Genomic DNA, 14,426 nt, shown 5'->3' on the forward strand with positions numbered 1-14,426 from the left:
AAGCGATTCAGACAGGAGCCTCACCATGAAGCACCGCATCCTCGTCCTCGGCGCCGGCTACGCCGGGGCTTTCGCCGCCGGGAGCCTGGCCCGCCGCCTCTCGCCGGCCGACACGGAGATCACCGTCGTCAACGCTGCGCCGGTCTTCGTCGAGCGGATGCGCCTGCACCAGCTCGCGGCGGGCCGGGACCATGCGACCGTGCCGCTCGCCGACGTGTTCGCGGGCACCGGGGTACGGCTGCGCGTGGCGCGCGTCAGGGCGGTGGACCCGCAGCGCAGGACCGTCGCCGTGACCGGCGAGGACGGTGACGGCGAGCTCGGCTACGACACGCTGCTGTACACGCTCGGCAGCCGGGTCGCCGACCACGGTGTCCCCGGGGTGGCCGAGCACGCCTTCGACGTCGCGGGACGGGCCTCCGCGCTGCGGCTGCGGGCCCGCCTGGACAGTCTGGGCCCCGGCGGCACCGTGCTGGTCGTCGGCGAGGGCCTGACCGGCATCGAGACCGCCACCGAGATCGCCGAGTCGCGTCCCGGTCTGTGCGTGGCGCTCGCCGCCCGTGGCGAGCCGGGAGCCTGGCTCTGCCCGGGGGCCCGGCGCCACCTGCACGAAGCCTTCGACCGCCTCGGCATCACCGTCCACGAGCACACCACCATCGAAGCCGTCCAGGCGCGGTACGCGGTCGGCGGCGACGGCACCTCCTTCCCGGCCGACGCGACCGTGTGGACGGCCGGGTTCGCCGTCGACCCCCTCGCGGCCGCCGCCGGTCTTGAGGTCACCGAGGACGGCCGGATCATCGTCGACGACACCATGCGCTCGCTGTCGCACCCGGACGTCTACGCCGCGGGCGACAGCGCGTACGCGATCGGCGCGAACGGCCGGCCGCTGCCGATGTCCTGCGCCTCGGCGGGACATACCAACATGCAGGCGACGGACGCGATCGTGGCACGGCTGACCGGACGCCGGGTTCCGAGCGTCAAGAAGACCTACATCGGCAACCAGATCAGCCTCGGCCGGCACGACGCGATTTTCCAGATGGTCGACGGCGACGTACGGGCGAAGTCCTGGTTCATGGGCGGCCGCAAGGCCGCGCGGTTCAAGACGGGCGTCCTCAAGGCCAGCCTGTGGGGCGTTGCGCACCCGACCTTCGGCATGCCCAAGCGCAAGCGCCGCCTGACCGCCGCCACGACGGCCGCCGCCACCCCGGCCGCTGCCGCCGCGCCCGGGAATGCCGCCGCATAAGGCCGTCCGCAGGGACAGCGCCGTCGCTGACCGCTTCGAGGCCGGCCGCGGCCGGCCTCGCTCGCGTCCCGTCTGCCCGGCTCGGCGGCCGACGCCGTCGAGCCGGGCAGACGGGACGCGTCCCTGCACCGGCACGCCGCCGACCGGGAACGGATCAAGGTGCCGCAGGCGTGGCTGCCCCAAGCCGTCACCACCCTGTGCCTGGACCGGCTCCGCTCGGCGCCGGTGCGCCGGGAACGCGCGGCCGGCGCCTGGATGCCGAGCCGCTTGTCGACGGCGATCCGATGCCCGGCCCGGCCGACACCTTCGAGTAGCGCGCATCGGTGACGCTCGCGGCCTCGACCCTGGTGGAGCGGCTCTCCCCGGTGGAACGGGCAATCCTCGACATCTCGCAGTGGGCGAGCCGGCCGTACGTCCCCCGGGCCCGGCGCCGGATCGCCGCCGCGCGCCGCGGCGGCGGTGAGGTGGACCCGGCGTCCGCGCGCACGGTCCTCGAGGAGTTCCTTGCCGCCGCGTCCTCGGGGCGTACCGAACCTCTGGTGGCGCTCCTCACCGACGACGGGACCGCGGTCTTTGACGGCGCGGGCCTGTCCAGGACGCTGTGGCGCTACGAGAGCTCCGAGCGGGCCGCCACCATGATGCGGTCCGCTTTTAGGCCTACGCCCGCGAAGCGGCGCCTGGCCGGCGGCTCGCCCGCGATCCGCCTCGGGCAGGTCAACGGCCGGCCCGCCGTGCTCGTCGTGCCCGGGGGCCGGATCGTGGGCGCCACGGCGTTCGAGATCAGCGACGGCAAGGGTGGCGGCGCTGCACGGCTTCGCCGTCGCGCAGCGGCTTGCCCGCCTCACCGGGATGTGGCGGCAGCACGAGACAGGCGCGCCGGCCATCGGCCAGTGGTGAGCGGCTTTTTGCCGCGTCATGCGCGGTCTTTGCGGATGCGGAGACCGATCTGTACGCAGCCCTTTCTCCCCTCGCAAGCCGCCCGCCGTCTTTCACCGGCTCCCACACGGTCGGGCCACGCCGCGTTGACGGGGCCGTTGAGGATGCGGACGAACAAACCGTCGGCGGCGTGAACTCGAGTTCCGCTCCGAGGGAACTCGAGGTTCCGTAGGAGCTGCGGGAGGGGGTGTGGTGCCGCCCCTAGGGTGGTTCTGCACGATGCTGCGCTCGCTCGCCCCACACCCCCTCCGGGAGACGGGCGGGCGTCATTGCCTGCCCATGCCTAAGTTCCCGTCCTGTCGGGCTTCGCTCCCGTACGCCGCGCGCCGGCCGCGCGAAGCCGTGGCCGGCTGGTGCATGCGTGGGCGGGGGAGTGGTGGCCGAGGCGGATACCCCGCGGCGGGCCGGACAGGCCCTGGTGCGGCCGGCCGCGGGCGGCGGCGTGCACGGCGGACCGGAGCGCTTGCCGGGAGGTGCGGTGTCCGTCGCGGCGGCCTGGATTCAAGGAGGGGCGTGGGTGAGCCGGAATGAGGAGTTCAAGGAGCTGCGGCCCCTGCTGTTCTCGATCGCCCACCGGATCCTGGGCAGCCAGGCCGCGGCCGACGACGCGGTGCACGAGGCCTGGCTGCGCTACGAGGCTGCCCTCACGCTGCCCGTGCCGGGCAAGGCGTTCCTGTCGGGCGAGGTCACCCGGATCTCGGCCGGCTTGCTGGGCTCGGCCCGCGTCCAGCGGGACACGTCCGCCGGGCCGCGGCCGTTCGAGCCGCTGATGAGCGGCGCCGGCCAGGACCCGGATCAGCCGGTGGAGCCGGCCCAGTCGCTGTCGGCGGTGGCCGTGCTGCTGCTGGAACGTCTGCCCCCGCTCGAGCGGGCGGTCTTCGTCCTGCGGGAAGTCTTCGGGTGCGACCTGTCGCAGATCGCATCAGCCCTGGGGTGCTCGGAGGCGGCCTGCGACCAGCTCGCCGCCACCGTGTCGCGGGCGGGCGACGGCGGCGGCAGGGCTCTGCGCTGGCCGGGGCTCATCGTCGGCGCGGAGTATGTGGCCCGGGTGCTGGCCGCGATGACCCCCGCGCTGGTCCGTATCGGCGTCACCATGGAGCCGCAGCAGGTGCACCACGGCCCCGGCGCAGTCTTCCGCGACCGCCACGGCACGGTCCTCAGCGCCCTGGCGTTCGACTTCCTCGACGGCCAGATCCAGACGATCCGCTGGGTGAGCCGCCCCCGCGCTCCCCGCGGTCCGGCGGCACACGCCCCCGGCGCCATCTGACCCCCGGCACCACTGCGCACCACTGCCCGTCCGGGCGGCCCGCCGCATGTGCGTCGGACAGGGCCACCGCACTGGGGGCCCAGGAGCCGGCCACATCAACGACGGAAGGTGAAGCAGCATGACGACCAGTGCCCCCGCGGCGCACAGCGCTGCCCCTGGACGCCAGGTCCGGACGGCCGCCCAGGCCGGGACGACGATCAGTCGACTCCGCCGCGAACACGGCCGGCTGAACGTCAGGGCGATCGCCGAACGGGCGGTGTTCACCGCGTTCCCCTGCCAGGACAGCGACACCCGCGCACGGGTGACGGACGCGGTCGCAGGCAGCCACGGCCATCACGACGCCGAAGAGCAGCGGCACGACCTGCTCGAAGCGACCGGGCGCGAGCAAAAAGCCGGGCAGGAACTCAGACGCACCCGGCATGACCTCGAGCAGCGGCCGGGGACAGCCCGCTGCGGCCTTCGGTGTGCGGGCGAGCGCATCACCGGCCTCGAGGCCGAACTGCTCCGGGCCCGACTGCCTCTGGACTGCGCGGCATGATCCGCATCCTGCTCGCCGACGATCAGCCGCTCCTGCGCAGCGGATTGGGCGCGCTCCTGGACGCCGAGGACGACATCGAGGTGGTGGCCGAGGCCACCCACGGGCAGCAGACCCTGGAACTCGCACGCAGGCACCTGCCCGACATCGTCCTCACCGACATCCAGATGCCCGTCCTCGACGGCATCGAGGCGGCCCGCCGCATCGCCGCCGACCCGGCCCTGGCCCGGGTCCGTGTCGTCATCCTGACCAGCTACGGCCTCGACGACGACGTCTTCGACGCGCTGAGCGCCGGCGCCGCCGGATTCCTCGTCAAGGACATCGCGCCCGACGACCTCGTGCACGCCGTACGCGTCATCGCGCGCGGCGACGCCCTGCTCGCCCCCTGCGTCACCCGCACAGTGATCAACCGGCTCTTCGCCCAGCCGCACCGCATCCCCGCCGCAACCGGCCTGGCCGAGTTGACCGGGCGGGAACGCGAGGCCGTCACCCTGGTCGCGCAGGGGCTTTCCACCCGCCAGATCGCCGACCACATGGTGATCAGCCCGCTGACCGCGAAGTCCCATATCGAACGGGCCAAGTCCAAACTCCGCGCCCGCGGCCGCACCCAACTCGTGGCCCACGCCTACGAATCCGGCCTGGTCGCCCCACGCAGCCACTGACCCCGCACGCAGTCGGCCCAGCCTGCCCGCACACCCTGCTCACCCAGGTACGCGGCCGCCCGGTCTGGAACCGTGCCGCAACTGAGCTCGAAGTTCCGCAGCACGTACGGGACTTGCCGGCCTGCCGCTCCTAGGGTGGAGCCCGCAAGTCCCCCCTGGGCGTGCCCGTCGCTCTCATCCCCCGACGGCGGGCACGCCCGCCTTGAGCACCGGGGCGACGGCCGTCCACGACCCGTTTCCCCACTGCCTGCGCACCGCGTGGGACAGCCGTCCGGACCGCCTCCCCCCGGGGGCGGGCGCGATGCCCGGGCGACGGCGCAGCCCCTTCCGCGCGGCCGGCACAGACCGGATGACTGCGGCCGCCAGCGGCGGCCGGGAGCGAGCGGGAGCCCGCAGGAATGTCAAGGAGGAGCCGGTGTGAGACGGACCGAGGAGTTCGAGGAGCTGCGGCCGCTGCTGTTCGCGATCGCCCACCGGATCCTGGGCAGTGCGCGCGAGGCGGACGACGCCGTCCAGGCGACCTGGCTGCGCTGGGCCGCCACCCCGACGCGGCCCGCGTCGACCGAGGGCCATCTCGCGGCCGAGGTCACCCGGATCTGTACCGATGCCCTGCGCTCGGCCCGCCTGCGCCGGGAGGGGCACGGCGGGCCATGGCCCGCCGAGCCGCTGCCGGGTGGCTTTCGCCAGGACCCCGAGCGGCCGGTGGAGCTGGCCGACTCGTTGCTGACGGCGGCCCTGCTGGTGCTCGAGCGGCTCTCCCCGCTCGAGCGCGCGGTCTTCGTGCTGCGGGAGGCGTTCGGGTGCAGCATCCGCGAGATCGCATCGGCCCTAGGGTGCTCGCAGGCCGCCTGCCGCCAGCTCGTCGCCGCGATCGCCCTGGCCAGCGACGGTGGCCGCGAGCCACTGCCCTGGCCCACCTGCACCGCCGGCGCCCACAACGTGGCCCGGCTGCTCGCGGCGATCGTTCCTGCGCTGCTGCACGTCGGCGTCACGCTGGAAGAGCGCCTGGTCAACGGCCGGCCCGGTGCGGTCTTCCGCGACCGCAACGGCAAGATCCTCAACGCCCTGGCACTCGACGTCTTCGAAGGACGGGTCAAAGAGATCCACTTCGTCGTCAATCCCGACGAGCCCGGGCGCCCGGATCCCGTGGCCGAGGCCTACGCGATCATCCGCGAGGCGAACCAGGCCCGCTGAGCCGCCGCACGTCCCCCCGCGTCCGCTGAGGACACCGCAATCCAGCCGACGGCTCCTGACGCCCGCTTCGAACGCGGACCGCTCGCCGAGCGAAGCGAGGGGCGCCGACGGATGCGGCGTCAGGCTGCGGGCCGCCTGCTGGTGGGGAAGCTAGTGCCTGCGGCTCGTGGCGGAGGCGAAGCCCAGCCAGGTGTGGCGGTTGCCCCACCAGCACCAGCCGACCTTCGGGGCGTTACGCCGCTTCGATCCGTCCCGCCCTGTGCCGTTGCTGATCCAGATCGCCGGGGTGCGGGCGTCCAGGGTGCCGTTCGCCTTGCGCAGCCGGGAGCCGATGGTCATGAAGCAGCGGTTGCGTTCGAGGACGGCCGGCTGCTGGAGCACCCAGTGGATGCCTTCGGTGAGCAGCAGCGGGGTGCGGTCCTCCTTGGACAGGGCGGGCAGGGCCTCGTCGGGGCTCCAGTTGGCCAGGTGGTCGCCGCGGTCGAGGCCGGTGACGAGGTAGAGGGGAGCGTCGGGCAGCTCGACGGCGTGGGGGGCGAAGCGGTCGACGTCGGGCATGTCGGTGACGACGAAGCCGGGCTTGCCGTCGTGGCGGAGCAGCGGTGCGAGGACGGAGGCGGGGGCGCGGTCCGGGTGGACGGCGAGCAGGGCATCGCTGCCGGCACTGCCGGCGTCCTTGGTGAACGTACGCAGTGCGTCGGCGGGTATCCCCGCGAGCTCGTGCACCCCGAGCTCGATCAGGTGCTCTGCCTGGGCGGTGAGCGGCGGGAGAGGGGACACGGCGGCGGTGGATGACGTGTCGGGCAAGGCACTCCTCGGTTCGCGGTCTTCAGCAGCGGGACCTGAGATCAACGACTCTGACCTGCCGGCATGTTCCCAGCGCGGTGTGACGTCGCGCCAGACGCAGCTTTCAGCCGTCGGCGATGCCTGTACGGCCGGTGAGCCGGGGCCGGTGGCCCAGTTCCCGAGGGCAGCCCATGGCCCGCACCGGCGCGCGGCTGCGGCCGCTCTCCCGGACTGCGGACCCGCCTCTCACGGACCGGTGAGCCGGGTGAACTCACGCTGTGCGGCCCGTGGTTGCCTCCCGCGCAGATCCCGCTCGGCTCCGGGCGGACGGCGAGCCCGCCGGCGCGCGCTGGATCATGGCCAGGGCCGCCAGTGTTCTCAACTCGCTGCAGTGGGCGGTTCGATCGGCCTGGCGGCTTGTGTCACCGTCTTGTCGCACACCGGGGGGACGGCCTATGCCGCGAGGACGGGCGCGGCCACCGGCCCCTGCCGCGTCAGGGGCCGCCGCGTGGTCCGGCCGCGGCGGGCGGCGAAGACGTACAGGCGCAGGACGGCGAAGCGGGCCGTGCCGGCCAGGCCCGAGGCGCCGAGGTAGACGATCTGCTCGGTCAGCAGGCCGGGGGAGGGCTGCACCAGATGCAGGACGTACACGGCCATGCTGGTCGCCAGGTAGGCGGCGGCGGCCGAGCCCGCCGACTGCCCGTGCTCCCGCCAGCCGGCGCCGCGCCCTTGGGCGAAGGTGTAGCGGGCGTGGAGTTCGGTGCACAGCAGGGTGGAGGCGGCGGTGATGACCGCGTTCGAGACCGCCCAGGGCATAGCCAGGGCCAGCAGCGGTACCGCGAAGCTGCAGAGGACTCCGACGCCGCCCCCGAAGAGCGTGAACCGCAGGAACGAGGCGAGGGGTCCGGGACCGGCCGGCGTCGCCGGCCCGGGCCGGCGCGCGCGTGGCGACGTCATGGGCGTGCTCCTTTCCGGCGGGGCGTCAGGGGCCTTACAGGCTGCGGGCCGTGATGTCGCCGTGCTGGGTGGTGGCGTGGAGGGTGAAGCCGGCGCCGACGGTGATGCCGCCGGCTTGGAGGGTGAGGCGAGCGCCCTCGAAGGCGACGTCGCCGAGGCGTCCGGCGCCGCGGAACTCGGCGCCGGACGCCTTCGCCTCGCCGTGGGAGCCGGCGGGCAGCGGATGGTCACCTCGAGGGAGCCGGACGGTCCGAGGAGGCGGTTCTTCGCCGCCGCGGCCTTGACCCGCAGGACGCCGTCGCCGTAGCCGACCTCGGTCCGCTCCGCCGCGACGAGGCGGATGTGCCCGGCGGGGATGTCGAGGACAACGGAGACGGGGCCGGAGGTGGCGTACTGCTTCATGGAGTGATCCTTCGGCTCGCAGTTTCTGACGAAGGAAACGCTACGTTGCATTCAATAATCAGGCAACATAATAGTTGCGCACATTCGCAATCAGTGCAGGTAAAAGCCTAGAAATCGTTGCAACAACTCTGAACCTAATGCAACAGCGCCTGCTTCATTCATTGCAATGAATGGAAGTGAACGCTATGCCGGACCCCCGGGGCCGACCCCGGCAGCGCCCGCGTCCCGTCAGGACGCGGGCGAGGGGGCGGACGCGCTGCTCGCCCTCGGCGCGACCGCGGGCGCCCTGACACAGTTCGAGCATGCGCTGCTCACGGCGCACCCCGGTTCCGCACCGCCATCGACCTGGAATGCGTCGGCACCCCCATGCCATGCCTTGTGCGGCCCCCTCCTGGAGCGCCCCACCGAACGGGCCCACGCCATGGCGCGCCGCCTCAAGGGCTCCACGAGAAAGGTGTGATTGGCGGCCAGTGAGGTTGCCAAACCGAGTGAGAACAACCACCGACCACCACCTGGTCGGGAGCCGGTTCCACCTGATCCACCTGCTCTGCTGTACAACTTGCTGTACGCTCAGCGTATGTCGAAGTCAGTGACAATCCGGGTCCCTGAAGAGCTCCACGCCCAGCTGCAAGAACAGGCCGAAGCCGAGGGAACCACCGTAACCGCCCTCATCACCGAGGCCGCGCGAAACGCAGTCCGCGACCCCCGCCTGGACCGCGCCGCAGCGGTGTTCCGCACCTTCGTCGCCGCCAACGCGGACGCATTCGACGCCGCCTTCCCCGACGACACCCCAGCCCGGCTGGACGCCTCCGGACACCAGGAGCGGGCCGCCTGACGTGGAACTCCACATCGACATCCGCTGGCTCCTGGAACGCCAGGCGGAAGTGCTGCCCAAGCACCCCGAGGTCCACGATTTCTCCAACCTCGTGGCCGCCAGCGCCCGCCACCGCGTCAACACCCCACAAGTCGGCGTCACCGTGGACAACGCCTGGCGCGCAGCCGCCCTCATGCACGCCATCATCCGGCTGCGCCCGCTCCCCGCCCGCAACGCCCTGTACGGCGCCGCGATCGTCGTGGCGTATATGGACGCCGCTGCCGAAGCCATCGATGCGCCCTACGGCGCCCTGATCGACCTCGCCCGCGACATCGACGCCGGCCGCGCCGACGGGTACGATGCCGCCGACCGCATCCGCTCCTGGCGGATCTGACCGGCACGACGCAGCAGCGGCAACGTCGCCAGATCGGGGGACACACCCTGCGCAAGGCATAGGGGGATTCGGCTGCCGCCCGAACCCCGTTGCCGGTGCCAGCCTCGGCGTCGGTGACGTACGCGCGCATCCGCGTGACGCAGACCTGCCGCCCGCGAACTGTCCGGCATTGCGCCGGACCGGACGGTGGCCGGGCCTTTGATCAGCGTCTGCGACGGCACCTCCTGGGGCCGGAGGCCCGGTGACGTGATGTCGGGGTGCTCGTTGGTCACGGCGGCGCTCTCCCCGCCCACCGCCCAACGCAAAGAAGGCGCATGCCTGCCGGCCAGGCCGCTGCGCAGGAGGAAACCCCGTTATGCCAACGCCCCGTACTCATGACGAACGCCTCGCTGCCGCCCGCCTGCGGCTTCAGCAGGAGTCCCAGATGTGGCTGTCAACATGTGGGCGCCGCAGACCGCATCTGATCCCGGTGGCGTTCGTCGGCGACAACGACGCCATTGTCACGGCAACCGGCGCGAGCAGCAAAACCGTCCGAAACCTCCGGGAGACCGGGTGGGCACGCATGGCAGTGGGCACCACGTCCGATGTGGTGATGGTCGATACCGTTCTCGATGGTCTCGTGCCGGTTCCAGAGGTCGACACGGACGTCGCCGACCGCTACGCCGCTGTCTCTCATGACCCACGGAAGATGCCGGGCTACCTCTACATCCGGCTGCTCCCTCGCCGCATTCAGGTATGGAACGGATTTCACGAGTTTCCTGGCCGCACGGTGATGCGCAAAGGTGAGTGGCTGCCGGACCCGGTCGACTGAACTCGGCTGCGCATGCCGGCAACGCCCGGCAGACGGCTACAAGGGACCGCGGCGGCGCGTGCCTTCTGCAGGCCGTGCCGAAGAACGTCATCGGTACGGTGTAGGCGCGGTCCCTGGCACGCAGACTGCCCGCCGCAGCGCTGCGCGGGTTGGAGAACACCAGGCCGCCGTGCGCGGTACGAACCTCATTGGCGTGCTCGAACTGGGCGGTGGTCATCAAGACTTCGCCGCGCACCTCTACCGTGACCGAATCCGCCAGCTCCTGCGGCAGGCCGACGATCGTGCCGATGGCGTGTGAGACGTCCTCCCCGGCCATCCCGTCGCCGGCCGTGGGTGTAGCGGGCGGCGATCGCGAGCCCGTCCAGCTTCGGCTCGACACTGAACTGCGCCACGTCATGGCCGATCCGGCGGGCCAGCGAGGCGGTCCAGGCGGTGAACTCCTCCCGGGAGAACACGTTGTCCAGGCTCAGCATAGCCACCGTGTGCGGGACATCGCCCTCCACGGCGCCGCCAGCGACCTTCCCGATCGGCGAGCCGGGCAGCACCTGGTCGGCATGGTCGGCCTCCCAGGCGGCGATGCCGCGTACCAGCCGGTCGTAGGCGTCGTCGTCCAGCACCGAGGTACCGCCCAGGTAGTAGGCGGCCGACGCTTTCACCGCGTCCTCGACCGCCTGCGCGTAAGCGGCGGCATCCACGATCACTGCAGCTGGTGTCGTCATGCCGGTCATCCTGCCTGCCACCACTGACAACACCCCCCGCAAACCGTCCGGCACCTGCGACTCCGCAGCCCCTGTCCAGGCGGCGATGCAGCACCCGGTGGGTCCGAGGATGTCTCTGGTCGCCCCGGACCCTCGACTGAGGGCCATGCGCTACCTGGGTTCGGTCTTCTCAAGTACAACGTGCGTCTTGATCCCGCCAAGACCCATGGCGGAAACTCCCGCTCGCAACGGTGCCTTGGCAGGCCAAGCCTCGGCTCCGTGCAGCGCCCTCAAATTGGCCCGCTTGCCGGTGAGCAGCTCGCCCGGATTCGTAAAACCCATGGCCGGTGGAAGTATTTGTGCGTCCAGTGCCATGGCCGCCTTGATCAGACCAGCGATCCCGGCCGCAGCCTTGGTGTGGCCGATCGTTCCCTTGATGGAGCTGATGGCGGCGGACGGCGTGTGTGCTCCCGCGGCGGCCCGCGACTGCGACAGCGCCGTCAACTCGGTGCTGTCGCCGACACTGGTCCCGGTGCCGTCGACCTCGAAGAGAGGCACGGTTTCGATGCCGAACCCCGCCTGCTCATAGGCATGTTGCAATGTGCGGTGGTGACCGCTGACCTCGGGTCGGGTGATGTCGCCTTGGTCGTCGTAAGAAATCCCCCAGCCCGCGATGCTCGCGTAGATTCGGTTGCCGGCGGCGATCGCGTCCTCCTCACGCATGAGGACTACCATGCCGCAGCCTTCGCCCCGCCACAGCCCGTTTGAGTAGCGGTCGTACAGGCGCATCTCGTTCTTGACGAGCGCCCCAGCCCTGGCGAACTCGATGATCTCCAAAGGGTCGATGGACAGATTGATACCGCCCGCAACGACCACGTCGGCGACCCCGCTCAGCAGGACGGACCCAGCTGTGGTGACGGGAATCAGGGACGGGGAGCAGGCCTCACCGACGCTGTAGTCGCCGCCGTTGAAGTTGTAGTAGCTACAGATGCGTCCGGCGACGGCGTTGGACAGGCCGCTGGCCACGGTGTCCTGGCCGGTGGGCGGGAAGCGCCTGTGGTAGTGCGCCTCCAGGCGCGCTGTGAATTCCGCGATGCGAACGTTGTCCCAGCCCATCTCCTCGAGGGCGCCGACCACTAGCCGTCGCGCGTAGGGCCAAGGATGCCGCACTTCGTTGGCGCGGGAAGGTTCGCCGTTGTGCGTGCTGCCGATCACCACGCTGATGGTCTTGCGCGCGAGCGCCTCGCCCGCTGGGAGGTCCGCATCGAGAAACGCGCGGCCCAGGGCGTCGCGGGCGAGCCAGAAGGCGGAGTCGGGTGACCGGTACGCGGTGGTTGCCGGCGTGTGGGGGGTGCGGTTGGACGCGAAACCTTCGAGAGCGGCCGCATCGTGGGCGTAGAAGGGGTCTGGCAGTGCCGGATCGGAGCTGATGCAGTCCCAATGGCCCATACGCACATCGGGGAGCCAGCGGGAGGCACGAGGTCCGTCGACGGCAATCTCCCACAGCTCCTGGGGAGATGCCGCATCCGGATAGCGGCAGGCCATGCCAACGATGGCAATTCTGTTCATGCCAGCACCCTCTCCTTCTGCTAGCCGGGCAATTGCCCCTCTGGAGCAAGGCTTCCAGCGAAGAGACAAGAGGATCGGCGGGCATCTGCGGTCTAGCCGGGGCATGTTGTCGCCGCGCAGGGTGTACGTCTCGACCCGTGGGTACTGCCTGATCCTGCGCTCTCCTCATAAGCACGGTGATTCGGCTCCGGATCCCGCCCTGCGCATGGCGCACGTTCTTATGACCGGCCACGATGCTGCTCACGTCCCCAGCGTTGCCTATGTGGACGGTGCTAGGGGGCGTGAGCGGCACTTCGGCCGGAATGCGGTGGCAAAGCAATCTGGTGCATCCGGGGGCCTCGCTGCACGCTAGAGAACGCCTCTTAGGCTCAGGGACGGCGGCAGGAACCAAGGCCCTTGCTCCACTGCTCCCGCACTGGCCTCGATCGGTTGAGTCGGTGGAGTGAAGGGACCCCATGTGAAGGCAGGCAGCCAGGATTCGGGCGCCGAGCTCCAGGAAAGACCGCGGATCTGCGGGATGGTGCGCCTCCCGGTAAGGGAACGGAACACCTCCAGGCTCTCTCCGCGCACAGTCGCGGCAGGGTCGCCCGCGCCGACGAGCCATCTCTGGTCGGGCGTCTCGATGCGCAGCGCCGGGAGGCGATGCGCATTCACCGACATCGTGAAGCCCATCGTGGCCAGTTCCAGTGCGTCAGCCAAAGCGGGATGGTCGTCAGGCACGGGTATGCCCAGGGCGCCGCGGATGTCGAGCTCATGAGAGAACGCATCCAGCAGCAGCATGCCGCGGCGTAGCCAGGGGGTGCGCTCCAGTACCTGGGCCAGTACCCCGTCCAACTCCTCCCAGGCGGTGAGCAGGTGCACGAGAGGAGTGTTCGGCTGCGGAGCCACAGGTGGACTGATGTCACCGGGCACTTCTGCGACGACCCTCCGGCAGTTCTGGAGCAGGTGTGCGACCACGTCCCGCACGCTCCAGTCGGGGCAGGCGGGCACCGGCCATTCCGATTTCTCGGGATGTGCTCGTGCCAGCCGGGCTATGTTCTCGCGGCAGGAGCGGTAGGCGAGGCTGAAGAAGGGGTCGGGATGCTGATTCGCCGTCATGCCTAGGGCTCCTCAAGGATTTTGCTCGCCAGGCCGGCCTGTCGGGCCGACACATGCCCCGACTCGTACAGCCAGCGAACGCTGTCGGCTACGGTGTCGGCGATCGGCCGTGGGGCGATGCCGTACGTGGATGCATTCGCGTCAACGGGCGTGGCGTGTGCACAGGTATAGAGGGCGCCGTACTCAGCAGGGATGTGCCAGGGCCAGATTCGCTGCAGCAGGTCGGTGAGCATCCCGAACGGCAGCATCGGGCGAGCCGGCAGGAACTTCGCCGGGAGTGCACGGCCCGTTGCCTGCCGGAGAGCCTGAACATATTGACGGGTGGTCACATAGCGGTTTGGGCCGAAGTGCCGCTCCCGCACCCCGGCCGGCTTGGCAAGCAGGGCAGCAAGAACTTCGGCGGTGTCCCGGACATCGCCCACGGGAAAGCCGCCGCCTGGCCAGATGGGCAGCAAGCCGCGCAGGGCGTTTTGCAGCCGGGTGTTCTGGTCGCCCAGGCGCGGATCGTGTGGGCCGAGCAGCGCTGGCGGGTAGGTGATCACCACTGGTGCTCCCTCTTCCTGGTGCAGGCGGGCGATTGCCTCGGCAACCGACTTGCTTGCGAGGTATGCCTCGCGTGGCATGCCGAGCGGGGAGTCTGCCCGGATCACGCTGTCGGCGGTGGGGAACATTGCGCCGACGGTGGACACATAGACGATCGGGTCCACCCCGGCGCGCTGGGCGGAGCCCAGCACTAGCTGCGTGCCACGCACATTGGTCCTGCGTATCTCGGCACGCCGCCTGCTGTCGAAGGAGTACACCGCTGCCGCATGCAGCACCGCGTCAACTCCGTCCACTGCCTTGGCGACAGCGATCCGGTCGGTGACGTCACCGACCACCACCTCCAGGCTGGCTGGGGTCACGCCCAGCGGGCGCAGCGCCTGGTCCACTGTGGACGGGTTGCGGACCAGCAGCCGCATCCGTGCGCCGGTGCGGGCAATGGCCGCGACGGAGTGGGCGCCGACGAAGCCGGTGCCACCAGTTACGCAGATCAGCATCGATCACCCCTTCGTGGAACCGAGCG

At 70.9% G+C, this 14,426-nt stretch carries 15 protein-coding genes and 2 pseudogenes; 10 read left to right on the forward strand and 7 right to left on the reverse strand.

The genetic code is table 11. The features are described from left to right. Positions 1–25 precede the first annotated feature (25 nt). The 6 genes from OG828_RS48290 (at position 26) to OG828_RS48315 (ending at position 5,834) form a co-directional block, all read left to right on the forward strand. The gene (locus OG828_RS48290) at positions 26–1,240 is read left to right on the forward strand and encodes an NAD(P)/FAD-dependent oxidoreductase (RefSeq protein ID WP_328499765.1); all 1,215 of its coding nucleotides are present in this window, start codon (positions 26–28) and stop codon (positions 1,238–1,240) included. 323 nt (positions 1,241–1,563) lie between these two features. Further along, positions 1,564–2,310, forward strand: coding sequence for a hypothetical protein (locus tag OG828_RS49830; RefSeq protein WP_443062359.1), 747 nt, complete (start codon positions 1,564–1,566; stop codon positions 2,308–2,310). A gap of 383 nt (positions 2,311–2,693) precedes the next feature. Continuing rightward, a complete protein-coding gene (locus OG828_RS48300) occupies positions 2,694–3,443 on the forward strand; it encodes a sigma factor-like helix-turn-helix DNA-binding protein (protein WP_328499764.1) in 750 nt (249 codons plus the stop codon). A 118-nt stretch (positions 3,444–3,561) separates the two neighbouring features. After that, on the forward strand, positions 3,562–3,981 hold the full coding sequence (locus tag OG828_RS48305; RefSeq protein WP_328499763.1) for a hypothetical protein: 420 nt from the start codon (positions 3,562–3,564) through the stop codon (positions 3,979–3,981). Next, a complete protein-coding gene (locus OG828_RS48310) occupies positions 3,978–4,640 on the forward strand; it encodes a response regulator transcription factor (protein WP_328499762.1) in 663 nt (220 codons plus the stop codon). Before OG828_RS48305 ends, OG828_RS48310 begins: the two co-directional genes overlap by 4 nt. 417 nt (positions 4,641–5,057) lie before the next feature. Further along, positions 5,058–5,834, forward strand: a complete 777-nt coding sequence (locus OG828_RS48315) for a sigma factor-like helix-turn-helix DNA-binding protein (RefSeq protein ID WP_328499761.1) — start codon at positions 5,058–5,060, stop codon at positions 5,832–5,834. Between the two features lie 150 nt (positions 5,835–5,984). Here the strand turns inward: OG828_RS48315 and OG828_RS48320 are convergent, their stop codons facing one another. The 3 genes and pseudogenes from OG828_RS48320 to OG828_RS49835 all read right to left on the reverse strand — a co-directional run. After that, positions 5,985–6,641, reverse strand: coding sequence for a DUF5701 family protein (locus tag OG828_RS48320; protein ID WP_328349241.1), 657 nt, complete (start codon positions 6,639–6,641; stop codon positions 5,985–5,987). Between the two features lie 432 nt (positions 6,642–7,073). After that, positions 7,074–7,577, reverse strand: a complete 504-nt coding sequence (locus tag OG828_RS48325; RefSeq protein WP_328349240.1) for a GtrA family protein — start codon at positions 7,575–7,577, stop codon at positions 7,074–7,076. Between the two features lie 49 nt (positions 7,578–7,626). Further along, a pseudogene (locus tag OG828_RS49835) lies at positions 7,627–7,979 on the reverse strand (hypothetical protein); the annotation flags it as partial. A 166-nt stretch (positions 7,980–8,145) separates the two neighbouring features. Between OG828_RS49835 and OG828_RS48335 the strand changes: the two are divergent. The 4 genes from OG828_RS48335 (at position 8,146) to OG828_RS48350 (ending at position 9,998) form a co-directional block, all read left to right on the forward strand. Beyond that, complete coding sequence (locus OG828_RS48335; RefSeq protein ID WP_328499759.1) at positions 8,146–8,439, forward strand: hypothetical protein; 294 nt, start codon at positions 8,146–8,148, stop codon at positions 8,437–8,439. A 117-nt stretch (positions 8,440–8,556) separates the two neighbouring features. Further along, positions 8,557–8,814 (forward strand): YlcI/YnfO family protein, encoded by a 258-nt coding sequence (locus OG828_RS48340; RefSeq protein ID WP_328499758.1) that lies wholly within the window; start codon positions 8,557–8,559, stop codon positions 8,812–8,814. A gap of 1 nt (position 8,815) precedes the next feature. Further along, a complete protein-coding gene (locus OG828_RS48345; RefSeq protein ID WP_328499757.1) occupies positions 8,816–9,187 on the forward strand; it encodes a toxin Doc in 372 nt (123 codons plus the stop codon). Between the two features lie 355 nt (positions 9,188–9,542). Beyond that, positions 9,543–9,998, forward strand: a complete 456-nt coding sequence (locus OG828_RS48350) for a pyridoxamine 5'-phosphate oxidase family protein (RefSeq protein ID WP_328504775.1) — start codon at positions 9,543–9,545, stop codon at positions 9,996–9,998. 76 nt (positions 9,999–10,074) lie between these two features. Here OG828_RS48350 and OG828_RS48355 read toward each other — a convergent pair. From OG828_RS48355 to OG828_RS48370, 4 genes and pseudogenes are all read right to left on the reverse strand, one after another. Next, positions 10,075–10,726: pseudogene (locus tag OG828_RS48355) on the reverse strand (NAD-dependent DNA ligase LigA); the annotation flags it as partial. A 141-nt stretch (positions 10,727–10,867) separates the two neighbouring features. Further along, a complete protein-coding gene (locus OG828_RS48360) occupies positions 10,868–12,265 on the reverse strand; it encodes a beta-ketoacyl [acyl carrier protein] synthase domain-containing protein (protein WP_328499756.1) in 1,398 nt (465 codons plus the stop codon). 348 nt (positions 12,266–12,613) lie between these two features. Beyond that, positions 12,614–13,363, reverse strand: coding sequence for a maleylpyruvate isomerase family mycothiol-dependent enzyme (locus OG828_RS48365; protein WP_328499755.1), 750 nt, complete (start codon positions 13,361–13,363; stop codon positions 12,614–12,616). 2 nt (positions 13,364–13,365) lie between these two features. Continuing rightward, the gene (locus OG828_RS48370; RefSeq protein ID WP_328499754.1) at positions 13,366–14,400 is read right to left on the reverse strand and encodes an NAD-dependent epimerase/dehydratase family protein; all 1,035 of its coding nucleotides are present in this window, start codon (positions 14,398–14,400) and stop codon (positions 13,366–13,368) included. Between the last annotated feature and the right edge of the window lie 26 nt (positions 14,401–14,426).

Source organism: Streptomyces sp. NBC_00457, assembly GCF_036014015.1.
In the GTDB taxonomy this organism is placed as follows: Bacteria; Actinomycetota; Actinomycetes; order Streptomycetales; family Streptomycetaceae; genus Streptomyces.

Bases quoted from the DNA above. Each gene is read 5' to 3' on its own strand.
- OG828_RS48290 (WP_328499765.1), top strand. From the start codon at position 26: ATGAAGCACCGCATCCTCGTCCTCGGCGCCGGCTACGCCGGGGCTTTC.
- OG828_RS48305 (WP_328499763.1), top strand. From the start codon at position 3,562: ATGACGACCAGTGCCCCCGCGGCGCACAGCGCTGCCCCTGGACGCCAG.
- OG828_RS48310 (WP_328499762.1), top strand. From the start codon at position 3,978: ATGATCCGCATCCTGCTCGCCGACGATCAGCCGCTCCTGCGCAGCGGA.
- OG828_RS48325 (WP_328349240.1), bottom strand. From the start codon at position 7,577: ATGACGTCGCCACGCGCGCGCCGGCCCGGGCCGGCGACGCCGGCCGGT.
- OG828_RS48335 (WP_328499759.1), top strand. From the start codon at position 8,146: ATGAATGGAAGTGAACGCTATGCCGGACCCCCGGGGCCGACCCCGGCA.
- OG828_RS48340 (WP_328499758.1), top strand. From the start codon at position 8,557: ATGTCGAAGTCAGTGACAATCCGGGTCCCTGAAGAGCTCCACGCCCAG.
- OG828_RS48350 (WP_328504775.1), top strand. From the start codon at position 9,543: ATGCCAACGCCCCGTACTCATGACGAACGCCTCGCTGCCGCCCGCCTG.
- OG828_RS48360 (WP_328499756.1), bottom strand. From the start codon at position 12,265: ATGAACAGAATTGCCATCGTTGGCATGGCCTGCCGCTATCCGGATGCG.
- OG828_RS48365 (WP_328499755.1), bottom strand. From the start codon at position 13,363: ATGACGGCGAATCAGCATCCCGACCCCTTCTTCAGCCTCGCCTACCGC.
- OG828_RS48370 (WP_328499754.1), bottom strand. From the start codon at position 14,400: ATGCTGATCTGCGTAACTGGTGGCACCGGCTTCGTCGGCGCCCACTCC.